The 18,795-nt window shown below is 46.8% G+C and carries 12 protein-coding genes; 6 read left to right on the top strand and 6 right to left on the bottom strand.

Features of this window, described 5'->3' with window-relative positions:
• Positions 1-32 precede the first annotated feature (32 nt).
• From thrC to DWV73_RS05245, 3 genes are all read left to right on the top strand, one after another.
• Complete coding sequence (gene thrC / locus DWV73_RS05255) at positions 33-1,517, top strand: threonine synthase (RefSeq protein WP_117796137.1); 1,485 nt, start codon at positions 33-35, stop codon at positions 1,515-1,517.
• Between the two features lie 118 nt (positions 1,518-1,635).
• Entirely contained in the window at positions 1,636-2,499 is an 864-nt protein-coding gene (fba, locus tag DWV73_RS05250) for a class II fructose-1,6-bisphosphate aldolase (RefSeq protein WP_022360285.1), read from the top strand.
• A 103-nt stretch (positions 2,500-2,602) separates the two neighbouring features.
• Complete coding sequence (locus DWV73_RS05245; RefSeq protein WP_117796044.1) at positions 2,603-4,720, top strand: glutamine synthetase III; 2,118 nt, start codon at positions 2,603-2,605, stop codon at positions 4,718-4,720.
• A 111-nt stretch (positions 4,721-4,831) separates the two neighbouring features.
• Here the strand turns inward: DWV73_RS05245 and DWV73_RS05240 are convergent, their stop codons facing one another.
• Positions 4,832-6,202, bottom strand: a complete 1,371-nt coding sequence (locus DWV73_RS05240) for an N-acetylmuramoyl-L-alanine amidase family protein (RefSeq protein ID WP_117796043.1) — start codon at positions 6,200-6,202, stop codon at positions 4,832-4,834.
• Between the two features lie 324 nt (positions 6,203-6,526).
• Positions 6,527-8,314 carry a phosphotransferase gene (locus tag DWV73_RS05235; RefSeq protein WP_117796042.1) on the bottom strand — a complete coding sequence of 596 codons (1,788 nt, stop codon included), beginning with the start codon at positions 8,312-8,314 and terminating at the stop codon, positions 6,527-6,529.
• Between the two features lie 629 nt (positions 8,315-8,943).
• Here DWV73_RS05235 and DWV73_RS05230 point away from each other — a divergent pair.
• Positions 8,944-10,431: a glucan-binding protein gene (locus tag DWV73_RS05230; protein WP_117796041.1), complete on the top strand. Its 1,488-nt coding sequence runs from the start codon at positions 8,944-8,946 to the stop codon at positions 10,429-10,431.
• Between the two features lie 222 nt (positions 10,432-10,653).
• Here DWV73_RS05230 and DWV73_RS05225 read toward each other — a convergent pair whose 3' ends face one another.
• Complete coding sequence (locus DWV73_RS05225; RefSeq protein ID WP_117796040.1) at positions 10,654-12,279, bottom strand: glucan-binding protein; 1,626 nt, start codon at positions 12,277-12,279, stop codon at positions 10,654-10,656.
• Between the two features lie 366 nt (positions 12,280-12,645).
• Here DWV73_RS05225 and DWV73_RS05220 point away from each other — a divergent pair, with 366 nt between their 5' ends.
• Together DWV73_RS05220 and DWV73_RS12745 are read left to right on the top strand one after the other, a co-directional pair.
• Entirely contained in the window at positions 12,646-14,301 is a 1,656-nt protein-coding gene (locus DWV73_RS05220) for an O-antigen ligase family protein (RefSeq protein ID WP_117796039.1), read from the top strand.
• Positions 14,302-14,552: 251 nt separating this feature from the next.
• Positions 14,553-14,708 (top strand): hypothetical protein, encoded by a 156-nt coding sequence (locus tag DWV73_RS12745; protein WP_181357241.1) that lies wholly within the window; start codon positions 14,553-14,555, stop codon positions 14,706-14,708.
• 163 nt (positions 14,709-14,871) lie between these two features.
• On the opposite strand, the gene DWV73_RS05215 is transcribed toward DWV73_RS12745, so the two are convergent.
• The 3 genes from DWV73_RS05215 to DWV73_RS05200 form a co-directional block, all read right to left on the bottom strand.
• Positions 14,872-15,402: a hypothetical protein gene (locus DWV73_RS05215; protein ID WP_107001448.1), complete on the bottom strand. Its 531-nt coding sequence runs from the start codon at positions 15,400-15,402 to the stop codon at positions 14,872-14,874.
• A 224-nt stretch (positions 15,403-15,626) separates the two neighbouring features.
• A complete protein-coding gene (locus DWV73_RS05205) occupies positions 15,627-17,006 on the bottom strand; it encodes a cell wall-binding protein (protein ID WP_117796038.1) in 1,380 nt (459 codons plus the stop codon).
• A 171-nt stretch (positions 17,007-17,177) separates the two neighbouring features.
• Positions 17,178-18,788, bottom strand: a complete 1,611-nt coding sequence (locus DWV73_RS05200) for an aldolase catalytic domain-containing protein (protein WP_117796037.1) — start codon at positions 18,786-18,788, stop codon at positions 17,178-17,180.
• Positions 18,789-18,795: the final 7 nt, after the last annotated feature.

Below are 18,795 nucleotides of genomic sequence, written 5' to 3'. Positions count from 1 at the left end.
ATGGGGAAAGATAAAAAGAGAGGATGAAAATCATGGCAATCAATTACAGCAGTACCCGTGGCGGTGAAAACAACGTAACGGCTTCGATGGCGATCTTAAAGGGACTGGCAGCAGACGGCGGCCTGTTCATGCCGGATCATATCCCGGTGTTAGATTGCAGCCTGGAAGAATTATCCCATAAAACATATCAGGAAGTAGCTTATGCAGTTATGAAGCAGTTTCTGACTGATTTCACAGAGGAAGAGCTGAAAACCTGTATCGAGCGCGCTTACGACAGTAAGTTTGATACGGAAGAGATTGCGCCGCTTGTCAAAGCAGACGGAGCATATTATCTGGAGCTGTTCCACGGAAGCACGATTGCCTTCAAGGATATGGCGCTCTCGATCCTGCCGCATCTGATGACCGTATCGGCGAAGAAGAACCATGCGGAGAATACGATCGTGATCCTGACCGCAACCTCCGGCGATACCGGAAAAGCAGCGATGGCTGGTTTTGCAGACGTTGAGGGAACCAGAATTATCGTATTTTACCCGAAGGACGGCGTCAGCCGTGTGCAGGAGCTGCAGATGCTGACCCAGAAGGGCGCGAACACAAGCGTTGTCGGTATTTCCGGAAACTTTGATGATGCACAGAGCGGTGTCAAGAAAATCTTTGGTGACAAAGAATTTGCCAAAGAATTAGCAGGCAGAGGCTATCAGCTCTCTTCCGCAAACTCCATCAACATCGGTCGTCTCGTACCACAGGTTGTGTACTATGTATATGCGTATGCAAAGCTGCTTGAAAACGGCGAGATCGAGAACGGTGAGAAGATCAATGTAACCGTTCCGACCGGAAACTTCGGCAATATCTTAGCTGCTTATTTTGCAAAACAGATGGGTGTGCCGATCGACAAGCTGATCTGCGCGTCCAATGACAATAAAGTTCTGTACGACTTCTTTAAGACAGGCGTATATGACAAGAACCGTCCATTCATCCTGACCTCTTCCCCGTCGATGGATATTCTGATTTCCAGCAACCTGGAACGTCTGATTTATCTCTCCACCGGCTGCGATGCGGAGGAGACCAAGAAACGCATGGAAGAGCTTTCGAAAGATGGCAAATATTCGGTTACCGACGAGATGCGTGCGCGCATGGCAGATTTTGTCGGCGGTTATGCTGATCAGGCGGCAAATGCAGCCGAGATCAAGCGTCTCTATGATGAGACCGGTTATATGATCGATACGCATACCGGCGTTGCATCCTGCGTATACCATAACTATGTGAAGGAGACAGGCGATACCAAGAAGACAGTTATCGCATCGACGGCAAGCCCATATAAATTCTCCCGCAGCGTCATGAAGGCAATCTTCGGCAGCGAAGAAGGCAAGGGCGAGTTCGAGCTTATCGACGAGATGGAGAAAGCATCCGGCGTGAAGATCCCGCAGGCGATCGAGGAGATCCGCAAGGCAGAGATCCGTCACAACCGCCAGTGCAAGCCGGAGGAGATGGAGAAGACCGTTTCGGAGATTTTACAGTAAAAGTTACAAAATATTAAAATAATTGCCTGTTATTTTTTTGACAGGCTAGGCAAATACTGAATTATGGTATATAATAGACTCTGGTTAGATCAAAAAGAGACAACGAGGAGGTTTGTATATGTTAGTTAGTGCGAAGGAAATGCTTCAGAAGGCAAGAGATGGCAAATATGCGGTTGGTCAGTTCAACATCAACAATCTTGAATGGACCAAAGCGATTTTACTGACGGCACAGGAGCAGAACTCACCGGTTATCTTAGGTGTTTCTGAGGGCGCAGGCAAGTATATGACTGGCTTTAAGACAGTATCTGCGATGGTAAAAGCGATGATCGAAGAGCTGAACATCACGGTTCCGGTTGCGCTGCATCTGGATCACGGCACCTACGAGGGCTGCTACAAATGCATCGATGCTGGATTTTCTTCCATCATGTTTGACGGCTCCCATTATCCGATCGCCGAGAACGTAGAGAAAACCAAAGAATTAGTCAAAGTCTGCGCGGAGAAAGGTATTTCCCTGGAGGCTGAGGTTGGTTCCATCGGCGGCGAGGAAGACGGCGTGATCGGTATGGGCGAATGTGCAGATCCGAACGAGTGCAAAGCGATTGCAGACCTCGGAGTTGATATGCTGGCAGCAGGTATCGGCAATATCCACGGCAAATATCCGGCAAACTGGCCAGGTTTAAGCTTTGAGACGCTGGCAGCCGTAAAAGAAAAAGTAGGCGATATGCCGCTGGTTCTTCACGGTGGTACCGGTATTCCGGAAGATATGATCAAGAAAGCCATTTCTTTAGGTGTAGCGAAGATTAATGTAAATACTGAGTGCCAGCTGGCATTTGCAGAGGCAACCCGCCAGTATATCGAGGCTGGTAAGGATCAGCAGGGCAAAGGATTTGACCCGCGTAAACTTCTTGCACCTGGTTTTGAGGCGATCAAAGAGACGGTTAAGACAAAGATGGAACTGTTCGGTTCTATCGGAAAAGCCTGATGAATAAGTAAGGTTCATGACCGGACTGCAGGGATGTACATTTCGCAACGCGGATATACATACCGGCGGTCCGGTCTGTTTTCATATTAATGTGAGGGATTGAATGAGCGAGATTATCAATGTACCGGAAATTTTCGGAAAAAATGTGTTTAATGACAAGGCGATGCAGGAACGCCTTCCGAAAAGTGTTTACAAAAAACTGAAGAAAACCATTGAAGACGGAGCTGAGCTGGATCCGTCCATCGCAGATGTTGTCGCACACGCGATGAAAGACTGGGCGATCGAGCGCGGTGCGACGCATTATTCCCATTGGTTCCAGCCGCTGACCGGCATTACGGCAGAAAAACATGATGCGTTTATCTCCGTACCGGATTCCAACGGACGCGTTATCATGGAGTTTTCCGGTAAAGAGCTGATTAAGGGCGAGCCGGATGCATCCTCGTTTCCGTCGGGCGGACTTCGTTCCACCTTTGAGGCACGCGGCTATACAACCTGGGATTGTACTTCCCCGGCATTTCTGCGGGAAGATACGCTGGGCGTGACACTCTACATACCGACTGCATTCTGTTCGTACCGCGGCGAAGCACTGGATAAGAAGACACCGCTGCTGCGTTCCATGCAGGCAATCAACGAGCAGGCACTCCGGATTCTCCGCCTGTTTGGAAATACGACTTCCCACCGTGTGATTCCGTATGTGGGACCGGAGCAGGAGTATTTTCTGGTTGATAAGAACAAATATTTACAGAGAAAAGACCTGATCTACACCGGTCGTACCCTGTTTGGCGCGATGCCGCCGAAAGGACAGGAGATGGATGATCACTATTTTGGAAGCATCCGTCCGAGAGTCGGTGCGTTCATGAAAGAGTTAAATGAGACATTGTGGCGTCTGGGGGTCAGTGCAAAGACACAGCACAACGAAGTTGCACCAGCACAGCATGAATTAGCGCCAACCTATTGTCAGGTCAATCTGGCAGTCGATCACAACCAGATGGTCATGGAGGCGATGAAGCGTGTCGCAGGACATCACGGTCTGACCTGTCTGCTGCATGAGAAACCATTTGACGGAATCAATGGTTCCGGTAAGCACAACAACTGGTCCCTGACGAGCGACGACGGCATCAACATGATGAATCCGGGCGAGACGCCGCACGAAAATGTACAGTTTCTTCTGGTTCTGGCGTGCATCATGAAAGCAGTTGACAGACACGCGGATCTGCTGCGCGAGTCCACCGCGATTCCGGGCAACGATCATCGTCTGGGTGCGGCAGAGGCGCCGCCAGCGATCATCTCTATTTTCCTGGGCGAGCAGCTGGAGGATGTTATCGATCAGCTGTGCAGCACGGGCGAAGCCGCACATTCTAAGAAAGGCGAGGTACTTCAGACGGGAGTAGCGACACTTCCGGATTTCGTCAAGGATGCAACCGACCGCAACCGTACTTCACCGTTTGCGTTTACCGGTAACAAATTCGAGTTCCGTATGGTTGGTTCTTCGGATTCTGTTTCATCCCCGAACGTCGTGCTCAACACGATCGTGGCAGAGGCGTTTAAAGAGGCTGCGGACGAATTGGAAAACAGCGATGATTTTGACAGCGCAGTCCATGATATCATCAAGCGTCTGTTTGCAGAGCACCGCCGTATCATTTTCAGCGGAAATGGTTATTCTGAGGAATGGGTTAAAGAGGCAGAGCGCCGTGGACTCCCGAACCTGAAAGCGGGTATCGATTCTGTCGAGGCAATCCGGACCGAGAAAGCGATCAAGCTCTTTGAAGAATTTGGCGTGTACACCCGGACCGAGCTGGAATCCCGTGCCGAGATCGAGTATGAGGCATATTCCAAGACTGTTAACATCGAGGCGAAGACGATGATCGACATGGCAGGCAAGCAGATCATCCCGGCGGTTGTCAAATATACGACTCAGCTTGCTTCCTCCCTGACAGCCGTCCGGACTGCCTGTGAGGAGGCCGATGTCAGTGTCCAGAAAGAACTGCTTTTAGAGACCTCTGATAAACTTTCAGAGATGAAGGTGGCATTGGCGGCACTCAAAGATATCCTGGCAAAGGCATCTGCGATCAAGGATAACAAAGAAAAAGCATTCGCCTATCTGCATGAGGTGTGCCCGGCGATGGTAGCTCTCCGTAAACCGGCAGACGAATTGGAAATGCTGGTAGATAAAGAATTATGGCCATTTCCGAGTTATGGGGATTTGGTGTTTGAGGTGTAGGCAGCTTTTAGAAGGTATGATTTTAATTAAAAAGATTTTGACCATCGATATAAGCTATGAATCGTTGGTCAAAATCTTTTTTATTTCAATTATATATTTTGCAAATACGGTTTATTTCCGTCCAGGACCCTGCGTCTGTCCCTCCTGAATCGTATCGCCCTGATTGGAGGTAAATCCGTTAATCCGTTTATCGGACGAATTTGACGAAGAGCCTGACGAGCTGGAGTTCGATGTCGTCGGTGCGGTGTAAGTCGTGCCGTTGCTGTAGATGCGGCTTGGTACATTGCTGGTATCGCTGGTGGAACTGCTGCTTGTCTGGTTTTTCGAAGAGCCTGACGAACTGGAAGTCCCGCCCGGCGTGGAAGTGGAGCTGCTGTAGCCGCTTCCAGGAATCGGAACGGTTGTGCCCGACGAAGAACCATTTGACGAGCTGGAGCTGTTGGAACTTCCCGGTGCAGTAAAACTGGTCGAAGGATCGGAACTATTCGAATTGTTGGTGTTACCTGAACTGGAGGCCCCTGAATTGGAATTGTTCGAAGCCGTTCCGCTTGGCCCCGAAGTGCTGCTTGAAGAAGAAATGCCAGACGAAGTCCCTGTTCCCTGTGAAGCACTTGGGTCAAAATAGCTGTCGCTCATGCCGGAGAGACTGGACGGTGGATTCTGGCACGCACCGCTCTTGGCAAAGGTGTATTTCACCGAATCAATCGTCCGGGTTGTGTTCGAAGCCATCTTACCGTTCTCATCCAGATAATAGTAGGTGCCGGATACCTTAATCCAGCCTTTCTGACGGTGTCCGTACTCATTGAAATAGTACCAGGTGCCGTCGATCTGCTTCCAGCCGCGGCTCATATTGCCGTCTGTCTTGTCCATGTAGTAGGTGTTTCCGTTGCTGTCATTGAGCCAGCCAGTCAGCATCTTGCCATCATGGAGATAGTAGTATTCATTTTTAATAAGCTGCCAACCGGTCAGCATTTTTCCATTTTCGTCGAGATAATACCAGGTGCTGTTTACCTTCTGCCAGCCAGTCCGCATCGCCCCGTCCGTGCCGAAATAGTACCAGGTGCCGTTATCCATCTTCTGCCAGTTGGTAAACATCCGTCCATCATTGCCCAGATAATACCAGACCGTATCAAGCTGGAGCCAGCCCTTCTGCATCACACCGTACTGGTTAAAATAGTACCAGTAGTTGTTGATTTTCTGCCATTTAGTCATCATCTCGCCGCTCTGGTTGAAATAATACCAGGCGGAAGTGGATGAATCCTGACGCCATCCAGTCACCATCTTGCCGGTCGATTCATCCATATAATAATATTTCTCTCCGATATGTACCCATCCGGTATGCTTCTGACCGTCGTCGGTCATGTAGTACCAGTAGTTTCCGTCCTTCAGCCATCCGGCCGCACGGCTCTGGGAAGAAGGAAGCAGCCCCATGGCACCGATCAGGCAGGCAAGCCCAAGCAGCTTTGCATATCTTTTCCGCATCGCGTATCCCCCTTGCAATGTGATTTATCGTTATTTATGATTACAGTAGAAATTAATATCAAAGATGTTGGGGTCAAAAGGCATTTTGACCCCTCTGATACCAGATTGCTCCGCACTATATGCTCCCGCAATCTTCAAAAACATTCGTAATTCGCTCATTTTTCTTTGAAAAATGGCTACTTACTCATGTTTTTGGCGGGTCCCAAGGTCAAAAATTCTCCTGCAAGCAAGCTTGCGTCGAACTTCTGACCTTTTGACCCTGGTATCATATCAAATTACTTTATAAGTATAACATAGAAAAATGTAAAATACCTAACGGAAATATTACAATTTTAACAAGTCCTCGGAAACAATTTTTCGATAATAATTTTTCGCATACCGGTACATCACGATCGTGTAATCGCCAAATTCGCGCCCTTCCATACTCTTGAAGACCGCCCAGAGCGCCCACAGGAAACCGCCGAGCGCCGCATAGGCATACGTGACAAAGCGTTCCTCGTCTGATGGGGCGTGCTGGAGGTATTCTTCCAGAAGGTGGTCAAGCTCTTCCTGTGAATAATATGAATAAATACTGCACATCGCAATATCAATGAGCGGATCGCACATGCCTGCATACTCCCAGTCGATCAGACGCAGGGAGCCGTCCGGCAGAAACAGGAAATTGTCTGCAACCGAATCAATATGGGAGAGGCAGCAAGGACGTTTCAGTGTATCCAGCCGATCCATCAGTTCATTCATCCGGGCGCGGACCGCCGGGTAGTCCTCGAACAGCATTTCCTCATGTCCGCGGCAGATCCTTTCATAAAAATCAATCCGTTCCCGAATGCGGAACGTGTGCGGAACCGTCACGCCGGAATGATGCAGCTTCCGCAGCATCTCCATGCAGGCGGCCATCTCCTGCGGATTCTTTGCATCCGCATTCCGAGCGCCCTCATAATACTGGGCGATCTTGTAGCCGGTTTTTCCGTCAAAATACAAAATATGTTCGGTAATGCCAAGCGGTGTGACCGCCTTGTAAACAGCCTCCTCCTCTTTCCGGTTAATCAGAAATTCTGTTCCCGGACCCGGAATGCGGCAGATATAATGTTTTCCATCCAGTTCAAACAGGAACGACTGGTTTGTCATACCAGATTTGAGGCAGCGGATGTTGTGTATCGCTTCCTCTTTTACATTGAAAACGTGTGCGACCAGCTGCATGGCGGCATTGTCCGAATGATTCTGATATTTCGGATCAAACAGGCGCAGTTCTTCCAGGTTTTCAAACTCATAGACCTGATCCGTCGGCTGGCAGTTCATCGAAAAATCCAGTTCTTTGATATGATCGACGACAACCTGTTCCCAGTACCATTGTTCTGTGCCAGGCTGATGATAGGCTTCCTCAATGAGCGGAATCAGCTGGTTGGAAAAATCACGCGAGAGGAACGCAGGTCCATACATGACCCAGGAATCATGCCCACCGACCTGCACCGATGTGATGCGCCCCTTTTTATTAGAAGAAAGACACCACTCAGACGTTTCACCTTCCATGTAAACGGAAGAGTACCACGCGCCGCACTCATACTTATGGTACATATTATTTCGAATCCAGTTGTCCGAGACAAGCAGATACATATTGCGACCGCGGAACAGCTCGCGGGCATGGTAGATCGTAGCCAGATTATTTTTGGTGGCATACTCCGGGTTATAGAGGAGTTTGACCTGATATTTGTCGATCAGATATTCAAACTTTTCCTTTAAATAACCGACGATAATTGTGATATCCGTGATCCCCACTTCATGGAGCTGCTTGATCTGGCGCTCAATCATCCGCTCGCCAAACACTTCCAGAAGCCCCTTCGGTGTCTCAAACGTCAGCGGCACAAACCGGGAACCAAACCCGGCGGCGGTAATGACGGCGCCATCCACTTTAAATTGTTCCAGATATTTAAGCCCCTGTTCGGTCAGCAGATATTTCCCCGTATCCTCATCCGTCATGAGAAATGCCTCCTCCAGGCAGTCCCCAAGCAATTTATTCACAGTCCCCAGAGAAAGATTCAAAATCGAAGCAAGCTCCCGCTGGGTCACATCCGGATTCTCATAGAAACTCCGGCAGATCAGTCCATAGCGATCCATATAAAACCTCCTGAATTACTAAATTCTTTTATTTTTCTCTTATATATTCACGTATTTCGTCATCATTATAGATGGATAAGAGTGAAAATAGGTTCTAGCTGTTGTGTGTTCAAAAAATAAAATTAAAAGTGATATATGAACATTATAGCATAAACACAGAGAAAGTAAACGGAAAAAGCAATGCTGCGGGGGGAGAATAAAGACTGTTACTGGGCACGTATGCGTGAACAGTGACGAAAGGCTTGATAAGGTGGTCTGTGGGAAATAAGAAACGTAAAAAATACTGGAAATACAGGCATTTTAGCGGTTAAAACAGGATTGTACAAATATAAATACAATTACGAAACTATAAAGAATTTTCGTAAAAAATCCGTAAGAAAATGCACAGATAAATGTTATGGTATTTTGGAAAAACGTGTATTATAATGTGGATGTATCGGAGAAAGGCAGTACTTCACAGGGAAGAGAAACATAGGAAATACAGACAATATTCCACTTCAAAATAAAAAGTTGGAAATTCTGTAAAAAAACTATTGATAATTTTCCATATCCGAAGTATAATGACCTAGTAATGCAGTTAGGATTTCGAGAAAAATATTTCAAAAAGTAAAAAGGAGAGTGCATTAATTATGAGAAAGCAGACTAAATTAGTTGCAGTACTTTCTGCAGCAGCTTTACTCGCTATGGGTGCTTCCATGACTTCTTTCGCAGCTGGTTGGCAGAAAGATGACGCTGGTGTTTGGCACTACTATGATAGCGATGACAATCAGGTAACTGACGAGTGGAAAAAAGATGGTGGTAAGTGGTTCTACCTCAACGAAGATGGCGATATGGAAACAGACGCTTGGGTAGACGATGACTACTATGTAGGCGAAGATGGTGCTATGCTGGTTAACCAGTGGGTCAAAGTAGCTGATGATGATGACAGCAGCGATCCGGATGATGATGGCGAGAACTGGTACTACTTCAACAATAAAGGTAAGAAAGTAACCGATGATAAGAAGAAGATCAACGGTAAAACCTACTACTTCAACACCGACGGTGAGATGAGATACGGTTGGTTCGAAGATAACGGTGACTGGTACTATCTGGGAACTGAGGATGAAGGCTGGAGAACAGATGCTAAGTGGCTGTGGTTAGAAGAGCCGAATGAGGATGACGAGGATAACGATTCCATGCCGTCTCATGATGATGATTGCTCCCTGTGTGATAGCGAAGGCTGGTACTACTTCCAGAACGACGGTAAAGCATACAGAGACAACAGCAAGAAAAAGAAAATCAATGGTAAATACTACTACTTCAACGAGCATGGTCAGATGCTGTACGAGTGGATCAATACTAAGGAGTACACAGCTACTGGTTCCTCCACAGAATTTATTCTGGATGGTAACAGAGCAGGCGCTTCCGCAAGCGATATGATCTACGCTAACGAAGTTGAAGATGGCTCCAGATCAGCAGGCTGGTACGAGATCGACGGTGCTGAGGATCTTGGCAACGACAACGATACCGACTGGTACTTCTTCAAGAAGGGCGAAGCTAAGAAGGCAGGCGCTGAGGATGCTCAGACTGACTCTACAGGTGCAACCCAGTACAGAAAGAAAATCAAAATCAATGGTAAGTACTTCTGCTTCGATCAGGATGGTAAGATGCAGACAGGTCTGCAGAGAATTGCAAACCATACCTACTATTTCGATGACAATGGCTATATGAAGACCGGTAAGACAACTGCTGATGATGACAATGATGATACATTCACATTCTACTTCAGCACAAAGAACAACGATACTGGTAAGGGCTATGACGGAATCAAAGATGGTTATCTGTACGCAGATGGTCAGAGACTTGAGGCTGATGATGACTACGCTGTATACAAATACAACAATCTTCTGTATGTAGTTAACAAGACTGGTAAGATCCAGAAATCTACTTCTAAGAAGTACGAACTGGATGGCGGCGAAGGTTATGTAACTGTAACCAAGAGCGGTACTGTTAACAAGTACTTTGTTGATGATGAGAAGAATACAAATGCAACAACACTTCCGACTGATGTAATCAGAACTGGTGGTTTTGATGTAGATGGTCAGAGCACAACTGATGGTTTCGTTTGGGAGCCGTAATTGAGCTGAACTTGAAGAATTGAGCTGATAGCTTGATATAAAGAGGACTCCGACATCTCAGAGAAATCTGGGATGCCGGAGTCCTTTTTGCATAGAAACAATGTTACCATATTTAGTCAGAAAAAGAGCTGCCACATATGAATGCGACAGCTCTCCTTTAATTTAGAGAGATTAAGAAATTCTAATCGGTTGAAATTAAGAATCACTTAAAGTAATACTTAATTATCTCCATCCCTCAGCATAATCACTACCTGTATAGGTATAAACATCATTGCTATCGTACAGATCGATGAACGGAACTGCTACTTTATTATCATTTGCGTTTTCATAAGACTTAGCATCGAAACCAGTTGCATTGATGTCTGTTGCAAGATCTGTTAATAAATCTTCGCTTCTAGTTGCTGCTGCATTGCCAACCTGAACAGAAGATACGATACCTTTCTTGTTAGTTGTTACATGTACATCTTTTCCAACGTATGCGCCGTTTTCGATATCATCATATTTCTTGCTGTTGGTAGCTTTCTGAATCTTACCCTTTGTATTTACAAGGTAGATACTTCCATCTACTACATAGAACTTATAATCATCATCTGCTTCCAGTCTCTTACCGTTGAAGTACAGAGTACCATCTTTTTCACCGGTATAACCGATACCGTTCTTACCGTTCTTGGTTGTGAAGTAGAAGGTGTAATCATCATCTTCGCACTCTACGCTGGAAACTTTACCAGTCTTCTGGTAGCCATTCTCATCGAAGTAGAAGAAGCCATGATCTTTAACGATGTACTGAAGACCATCCTGCATCTGACCTTTTTTATTGAATGCGAAATACTTGTTACCACTTACTTTAACTTTCTTTCTCATTACATAAACTTCACTACCGCCATCAGTCGTACCTGCATCATCAGCATCTGTTGCATGATACATTTCGCCATCATCGATGTAGTACCAGTCTGTATCGCTGTCTGTCTTCATAGCCTCGGAACCATCGATCTGATACCAGCCATCAGCTCTCCAGCCTTCTTCATTTACATTGTAGTACAGCATCTCACCAGCAGTTGCTACAGAGCCATCAGCACGTTTTGCATCAAGCTGCGCGTTGGAACCAACAGAAACTTTCTTATTGTCAATCCACTCATACAGCATCTGACCATGCTCATTGAACATGTAGAACTTACCGTTGATTTTCTTCTTTGTTTTATCTTTGTACATTTTACCAGAGGACTGGAACCAGTACCAACCTTCGTCATCACACGGATCAGAAGAGGTATCGTCACACAGACCTTTTTTCTGTCCGTCATCCAGGTCTTCATCGCTTAAGTTACCGGATCTCTCCAGCCACAGCCACTGGGACTCTGTTCTAGCACCGTCATTCTCATCGCCATAGTAGTACATGTCGCCGGTGTTATTATCCTGCTGCCAGCCAAACTCCATCTTACCATCGCTATCGAATAAGTAAGTTTTACCATTAATCTTCTTGGTATCGTTTACAACTTTTTTACCTTTGTTGTTGAAGTAGAACCAACGCTCGCCATCCTCATCCGGTTCATCCTGATCTTCGTCAGATACAGTGTATTTCCAAGCGTTTGTCAGCATAGCACCGGACTCATCTACATAGTAGTCATCATCTACCCAAGCATCTGTCAGCATATCGCCGTCTTCGTCAAGGTAGAACCACTTACCGCCGTCCTTCTTCCATTCGCCTGTTACCATCTCATCGTCGCTATCATAGTAGTGCCAAACACCAGCGTCATCTTTCTGCCAACCAGCTGCGAAAGAAGTCATGGAAGCACCCATAGCGAGTAAAGCTGCTGCAGAAAGTACTGCAACTAATTTAGTCTGCTTTCTCATAATTAATGCACTCTCCTTTTTACTTTTTGAAATATTTTTCTCGAAATCCTAACTGCATTACCAGGTCATTATACTTCGGATATGGAAAAGTATCGCAAGTTGCAAAAAAAGGGAGAGATAATGTTACTGTTCACAGGTAGGCACTTTTGGAACCGAAAGTGCCGTAAGAAAACGTGGTGGCAGCAGGAATTTGCCGTATTTAAATGCGAAGCCACGGCAAATTCCGTTACTGGGCACGTATGCGTGAACAGTAACGAGATAATAGGGGAAATTTAAGATTTCCTTCCTTGCTATCCACAAAACGAAATGCTATACTGATACAAGCCGTTTCTCTGGTTTTACGAATAAGAAAAGGAGAAGAATGTGATGGAACAGACAGAGATTGCAAGAGAGCAGGGAGCTCCGACTGCATCCATTTTGGCAGAGCAGGCATGGGAGGGAAAAGTCCGAAAGGTTTTTTCATGGATTGTGTCGGTGTATCTGTGTGTGGTGTTTGGGGCATTTCCGCTATATTTCCATAATTATTATTATGATATTCTGGTATCGAAATATCAGTTTTACTGGCTCAGCACGGTTGCGATGCTGGCGTCATGCCTGATCGCAGCGATAGTATTTGCGTGCATGGACTTAAAGCGGTTTGGCGGGGCGCATGTGCGGCGCTTTTTGGGCGCGTTTCGACTGACTGAATTAAAAAAGCAGCCATTTGCCTATAAGGCGCTGGCAGTTTTCTGGGCGCTGGCACTGATATCGACGGTGCTGTCGGACTATGTGTATGAGTCGTTCTGGGGAAATGAGGGACGATTCAGCGGATTATTCTTGATTACGCTGTATGTGCTGGGCACGATTGTGATCAGCAAGTATGGTCGGATGAGAAAATGGTACCTGGATGTGTTTTTGGCATCGTCCGTTCTGGTCTGTCTGTTTGGAATCACAGATTATTTCCAGATGGATTTATTGGGATGGAAAAAGGGCGTGAGCAATGAACAGGGAAACCTGTTTGTATCTACATTGGGAAATATTAACACATATACGGCGTTTGTGGCGCTTACGATGGCGGTTGCCTGCGGCTGTTTTGTAAGTGAGAGAAAAGTGGGACGCCGTATCTGGTATTATCTGGTTTCGGCGCTGGCCTTTTTTGCATTGATTACCGGACAGAGTGATAATGCATATTTATCACTTGGAATGCTGTTTGCGGTGATGCCGCTGTTTTTATTTACGACATGGCGGGGCATCGCAGATTATGGTATTCTGGCGGCTACGTTTATGACCGTGATCAAGGTAGTAGATACGGTCAATAAAGTATATGCCGATCAGGTCATCGGTCTGGGCGGTGTGTTTGGCGTGTTGGTGCGCTATCGTTATCTGGAGGGAGTCGTCGTTTTATTCTGGATTCTGGCGGGGATTCTCTGTGTTTGGAAACGGAAGATGGAACAGACGAATCCAGAGAGCAAACCGGGACGATGGATTTGGCGTGGCTGGTGTGCAGTTTTGATTCTTGGATGCCTGGCAGTGGCATTTGTCTTCTATGATGCAAATCTGGGAGGACATGCGGAACGGTACAGCGCGTTGTCCCAGTATCTTGTTTTTGATGATGATTGGGGGACGAACCGGGGATATTGCTGGAGAATTGGCTGGCAGTCCTATCGCGAGCTGCCGTTCCTGCATCAGTTGTTTGGTTTTGGACCAGACACATATGGAATTCTGACTTGGGATTTCAGGCAGGATGCGCTGGATCGGTATGGAGTTTTCTATGAGAGCGCCCACAACGAATATTTCCAGTACCTTGTTACAATGGGACCGCTTGCGCTTGCATCCTATCTTGCGTTTCTGGGCGGCGCCTGCGTGAGAATGTGCAGAAAATGGAAAGAGTGCGCCTGGATTCTGGCGCCTGTTCTGGCGGTGCTCTGCTATGGAGCACAGGCAGTTGTTAATATCAACCTCCCGATCGCGACGCCGATTATGTGGGCGATGCTGGCGATTGGGCTTACACTCACAAGAGAGAAAGCAGAACAGGCAGAATAGCTCAAATAGACGGCAAATCCGGGCAGATTCGGCGGAAAAGCCGAAATGACGAACTTTGTCGATTTAGAATTTAAAGTAATGTGTGAACAGTAACCCGTGTCGAAATTTGCGATCGATAGACTCTTTTATTTTTCTTAAAATCGGTTTATAAATAATATGAAACGAAAAAACGATAGGATCGCCTGGCAGAGCTGCGTTATGCAGTGTGGTCATCTGAATGGAAGAACAGGCAGTCAAAAGGAGGAGAGTTTATGGATGAAGCTAAAAAATTGGTCGTTTTGGAACAGGAAAATGAAGAATTAAAGCGTGAGCTTAAGGAGTTATTTAAAACTCTGGATCAGATGAATCAAAGCTTAAACCGGATGATTGACCACTACATACTCTGTAAGACGGAGAAGGCGGGATAAGCGGAGAAACTGGATAAGATGGGAGAGAAGAGGCTCATTTATACCAGATGGAGCAAGTGAACAATCAAATCAAAAATTAAATACTAAATCGAATATCAAAGCCGCATGATTCAGAAGGTATGTTATTAAACCAGAATGAATCATGCGGCATTTTTTATGTACTCTATGTAATATGCAGTTGGCGCGTCAATTTCCAGATTAAATCATGCATCCAGGAGATCGTCTGCTCCAGCTGCTCGTTTTTCTCTCTTAGCGCCAATACTTCCTGATAGAGAGTTTCCTTGTCGGAATCTTTTGAGATATCCGGATGGAGATTCGAGGAAGTGGAAGATGATTTTGTTTTACCCGGTGCTGCAGAATGATCTGTCATCAATTTGGTGTTATCAGGTGCTGCATTTTGATCCGACGATTTTGCATCATCCGGTGATTTGCTCCGGCCGGATGGCTTTGTCTGCCCTGGTGCCTTAGCCTTGTTCGCCTGTTTGGCTTTAGAATCCAAAGGGCTTGCCGCATTAATCATGTGTCTGGAAATCAGGATCTGCCGTTGTGGATAGTCTAAGTCCATGAAATCCTGATACGGAATGGGAAGAGGAGTCATGGCGATTGAGCAATGCGGACACACCGCATTGGCAACGAGCTGAAAGAATCCATAATGTCCACAGTTTGGACAGCAATAAACATTTAAACCACGCATAGAGTTGCCTCCGTAGAAGTAAGAGTTGAGTCATTGGGAGAAAAATGAAAACATCCCCTTTATTATAATACGTTTTAATCGGGAACATTATAACTGGTTTTTAGAAAAAAATTTAAAAATTTCCAAAAAAATTTTTAAAACGATAAAAAAAGACATCTTTCAGAAAAAATACCGCGGTGTCACAAAAGTGTCCTGCGGTATTTGAACGGATGCAATATTATATTTTACTGGATGATTCCAGATGTGTCAACTGTCCAGGCAGTATCATTGCTGTCTTTGATATCCTTGAACCCTTTTCCGAGTTCCGGACGGGAAGCGGAAGAGGAGGAAGAGGTTGCTTTCTGGATGGTGCCGCTGGTGTTTACCAGGTAGCGTTTTTCACCGATGGAAACCGGCTCATAGCGGAGTTCCGGATCCGCCTTCTTTAAAAGACCGTTTACATAAACCTGGTTATCGCGCTCTCCATGGTAGCCCTGTCCTTTGAGGGAACCTTTGGTCTGGAAATACCAGATCTGGTTTTCTTCTAAATCATCATTGTAAATAGTCTGCTTGCCGGTACGCATCACGCCGTCGTCGCCGAAGTAGTAGGAGGCAAAGCTGCCATCCGCCTGTTTCAGGCTCTGAAGCCCGGTCTGCATTTCACCGCGCTCGTTGAAGCAGTAGCGCTCGGAATTGATGGTGAAAATAGCAAGATCCTTCTCGGCAAAGTAAGCAGTTCCGTTTTTAAAGAAGAAGGAAAATGGCTCTTCTTCTTCGCTGATGCCCGGTGCCCCTTCAATGGTGTACCAGCCGCTTGCCCGGCGTCCGCCATTTTCCGGATCGTAATAGCGGAAATCGTTTAAGCTGACAGTGTCTGTGGCAGAGTTGTCCGTTGTTGCTGCTTCGTTTGAAGGTGTGCTGGAGCTTACAAAGCCAGCTTCCGCGACATTGATCCAGCCTGTCTGCATCTGGCCGTCGATGAATGTGTAGTAGCCATTGTCGATTTTGCGGTCCATCTGGCTTACGATCATGCGTCCTTCGGTGTCAAAATAGCACCAGATATCTTCATCGTCGGTGTCTTTCGTGATGGTTTCCAGCAGAATCCATCCGGTTTTTCTGGCGCCGTCATCTTCCTCGCCGAGGTAGTAGGTCTGTCCGTCCAGCTCCAGAAGCCCGGTCTGCATCAGTCCGTCCTCGTCGAAATAGTAGGTTTTTCCGTTGATGCTCATCCATTTGGCAGTTACAATCTTGCCGTCCTTGCCAAAATAGAGCCAGGAGCCGCCGTCCGGAGAATCCGGGCTGTCGTAGCTGATCTCATTTTCAGCCGAAACCCATTGGTTCTTTGCCATGTGCCCCTCATCGTTGACGAAATAGTCATCGACTCTCTGATTGGTAGCAATCTCGCCTTCCTCATCGAGATAAAACCAGTCGCCATTCCGCTTTTTCCATGTGTTTGTCTCTTTATAGCCGTCCTCATCGTAGTAATAAAGACGACCATCTTCCTCTGTCCAGCCGCTCTGAGCCGCCAGAACTCTGTAAGTTCCCGTATTTGTCATTATAGGTGCAGCAGCCGCGAACAAAGCCGCAGCGGATAAAACAGCTAAAGTTTTAGTTTGCTTACGCATGGTATAATCTCTCCTTTTTGAAAATGCGAAAATCCATCGCTGCATTACGGGGCTTATTATACGGGGATTATGCGTAAAAAGATAGTGTGCGTTGCTGGAAAGGGTGGAGAGATGTGGAAAAAGGGGTGAACCAGCTGGAACACCCCTTTTTCTATATGAAAATATAATTTTTTATTTTACGTATTTCGAATCCGTCAGGAACTCCAGCGTCAGCGTTCCTGCCAGCCTCTCCAGCGTATCTATCACATACTGGTTAATACTCTGTGATTTTTCCCGCGCGATCCGGTAGTCCATCGCGGAATTATAGTAGTTGTCTCCATCGACCGTATATCCGTCGAATCCCGCGCAGGCGGCGTGGTGGACGCTTGTTTTGGTCAGGACGTTCAGCAGCATGACAAAGGAATTATCGATGATCTCTGCATTCTGGTCAATCAGGGAATTATAGTTTAAGGTATAATCAAAATGTGTATCTTTGACATTCGTCACGTTCGAGGTCGCGATGACGCGCACCGGGCGTCCCTGGGCGTCGGCGTGCTCGAGCAGGCGGTTGTTGAGCTGGACATACCGCCTGGAATTGCTTAAGAACGCATAATCGATAGGAATTCCCTCCGGGATAAAATTGACGGAGATTGTGATCGGATTGTGCGCCTTAATATAGGAAAGAATTGCCTCCTTTTCCAGTTCCAGATTCTTTCCCGGACCGAGCAGCAGAAGCGGGCGCTCGCTCCAGGAAGCACTCAATGCCTGAATATCGGCTTCGTCATTGCATTCTGTGCTCTGATACCTGCGGTACAGTGTTTCAATGTAATCTTTGTCGTAGAGCAGTTTTTTCTCCGGCTCAATCGCATCCAGAATCGTATTGATGGATTTAAGCGACAGGGTGTGCTTATCCATCAGGAAGCGGACGTAGTTCGGATGGCAGTTGTTGGAGGCGGAAATATAGAAGAACAGGTTATATCCCCATGGGCTCTTGCGGAAGAACGGCATGATGCTGATGTCGATCGCCTCGAGCATCTGGCTGACATTGAAATTGCGTCCGAATACGGTGTTCATGTACATGGAAATGAGTTCGATCGGAAGATTTCCGGCGCTTTTTCCCATGCCGTACAGGGTGGCATCAACTAAAACGGTGCGGTCTGCCGGTTCGCGTAAGACTTCCATGCTGTTCGAGTATGCGAGCTGGAAGTTATTGTGGGAGTGGTAGCCGATCGCGATCGATGGTTTTAAGTTGTAGTTTAAGAGCTGGAAATAGTGCAGCAGGTTATCCTGATGCAGCAGACCGTAGGTGTCTACAAGGGACATCGCATACGGTTCCAGATCGTTGACAAGGTCAACCAGATCCAGAAGCTCACGGTCGGAGTAGCTGGTGATCGAAACCGCCTGTGCAAACACTTTGTAGCCCAGTTTTTTGACTTCGTGGCAGAACTGGATCGCCTCATGCATCACATGTTTTTTGAAAATGACGCGGATGCCGTCGATGTAGGAATCAGAACACGGGCTTAAATTAGAAATATCGCAGGTTCCGTAGTCGATCATGGCGACGATCATTGTATTTCCCTTGTCCAGCTTGCCGAAAATCTGATCGGCACACTGGGTTGTCGGCATGATCGTGCGGTTGCGGTCGAAGGAGCGGCGGTCATCCAGGAAACCAACTTCCAGAATGTCCACGCCCGCGCTGATCAGACGTTCAAAAATAGTAACAATATTGTCGTGACCGAACTCCCAGTCGTTGACGTAGCCGCCGTCGCGGAGAGTGCAGTCGAGTAATTTGACTTGTTTCATGATGTTT

Source organism: Clostridium sp. AF12-41, from assembly GCF_003461685.1.
In the GTDB taxonomy this organism is placed as follows: domain Bacteria; phylum Bacillota; class Clostridia; order Lachnospirales; family Lachnospiraceae; genus Otoolea; species Otoolea fessa.
This window is presented reverse-complemented; position numbering and strand designations above follow the sequence as displayed.